Raw genomic sequence first — 1,616 nt, forward strand, 5'->3', positions numbered from 1 at the left:
GACCCACGCATGACGCAGGCAAAGGCCTCCATCTGGAGCCACCAGGGTTCGGGCGCCACCCATTGGGAGGCCAGGACGCCACAGGACGCCTATGCGGTGCTGCTGTTGCTCGACGACGCCCACCTGTCACTGCATAGCGACGCCCACGACCTTCAGGAGCGCGCCTGCGATGCGGGCTCCTACTACGTGAGCCGCCCCGGCGAATCGGTCAGCGTGCAATGCCCGGGCAACTGCCGTGCGCTGTATGTGGAACTGCCCGTGCAGCTGTTCTGGTCCGCCGATGAAGCCAGCCGCGCCTGCTTCTCGATGGGACCGGCGCAAGATGCCTTGCTACTACAGCTGGCCCGCACCCTGCTGGAAATGCACGGCGAAAGCCGCGAGCACGCGCTGGCCACGCAGGTGCTGGAGCTCATCGTCGATCGCCTGCGCCATCTGCGCGCGGCCGCTGCACCGCTGGCCTGCGCCGTGAAGAAAACCGTGCTGCCGCAATGGCGCCTGCAGCGCGTAGACGACTATGTGAAGGCGCACCTGTCCGAATCCATCACGCTAAACGACATGGCCGCTGCGGCGGGCTTGTCACCGATGCACTTCGCCGCCCAGTTCCGCGCAGCCACCGGTTTCCGTCCGCATCACTACCTGTTGTTGTGCCGCATGGAGCACGCCAAGCAGCTGATCGCCGAGATGCCGCGCTCGATGCTGGATGTGGCGCTGGAGGTGGGCTTCCACACGCAGGCGCACTTCACCACCGTGTTCAAGCGCCTCACCGGCAAGACGCCCAGCCAGTGGCGCGGTGACGCCCTGCGGGCACAGCACGTATAGACGTCCACAGTCGTGCGAATCGGAAAAAGCAGCGCCCCAGCCGAAAAGCCCGCCGGGCCTGCGTGCCTACCATGCACGTATCGGCCGTCCCCACCGCAGATAACCTGGCCGCGCTCGAGCACCCGTGGTGCCGGTTTCTGGGCCGCAACATCAAGGCCATGCGCACCGCCGTGCTGGCGATACGCATACGCTATGCATGGAAGGCGGCACCGAGCTCGCCGGTCCATGCACTTTCGTCCAGCCCGAACCACGCACTCTTGCGTTACCTCGATCTGCGTTGAGGCATCGCACGCTTGCTCAGACGGGCTCGAGGTAGCGCAACAGCAAGCGTGCGCTCTCGCGACCCTGCCAGTCATTGATGACCAACTCGTAGGCAGCTCGCAACACCGCCGGCGGTGGCGTGCCCTCGTAGGCATTGAACATCACCGCATCGTGCACCGAGCCATCGCGCGGATCGCGCAGGCTCAGCCGCAGATGCCGCTCGCCCATCACGCGCCAGCTCGCGCATTCGAATACGTTGTCGAATACCGGCTCGGGAAATGCCTGACCCCAGGGGCCCGCAGCGCGCAGCTGACGCGCCAGTTCCAGGGTCGCCGCGCCAACGGGCAATTCGCCGTCGGTGTGCTGCACGGCCTGCAGCTGATCGTCGTCCAGCCACTCGCGTGCAATCGTGTCGAAGGCCTCGGCGAAGCGTGGATAGTCCTCGGTGCGCAGGCTCAGTCCGGCGGCCATCGCATGACCGCCGAAGCGCGCGATGAGGCCTGGGTGGCGCGCGTCGATCATCGCCAGCGCATCGC

2 protein-coding genes and 1 pseudogene are annotated in these 1,616 nt (G+C 66.4%); 2 read left to right on the forward strand and 1 reads right to left on the reverse strand.

What is annotated here, in order from left to right:
* Both AC1DMG_RS22035 and AC1DMG_RS22040 read left to right on the forward strand, forming a co-directional pair.
* On the forward strand, positions 1 to 819 hold an 819-nt coding region (locus AC1DMG_RS22035; RefSeq protein WP_477181143.1), incomplete at its 5' end, for a helix-turn-helix transcriptional regulator.
* Between the two features lie 71 nt (positions 820 to 890).
* Complete coding sequence (locus AC1DMG_RS22040; protein WP_477177507.1) at positions 891 to 1,100, forward strand: hypothetical protein; 210 nt, start codon at positions 891 to 893, stop codon at positions 1,098 to 1,100.
* Positions 1,101 to 1,116: 16 nt separating this feature from the next.
* Here AC1DMG_RS22040 and AC1DMG_RS22045 read toward each other — a convergent pair.
* Positions 1,117 to 1,616 (reverse strand): annotated as a pseudogene (locus AC1DMG_RS22045) (single-stranded-DNA-specific exonuclease RecJ); the annotation flags it as partial.

This window comes from Dyella sp. 01N36, assembly GCF_056399745.1.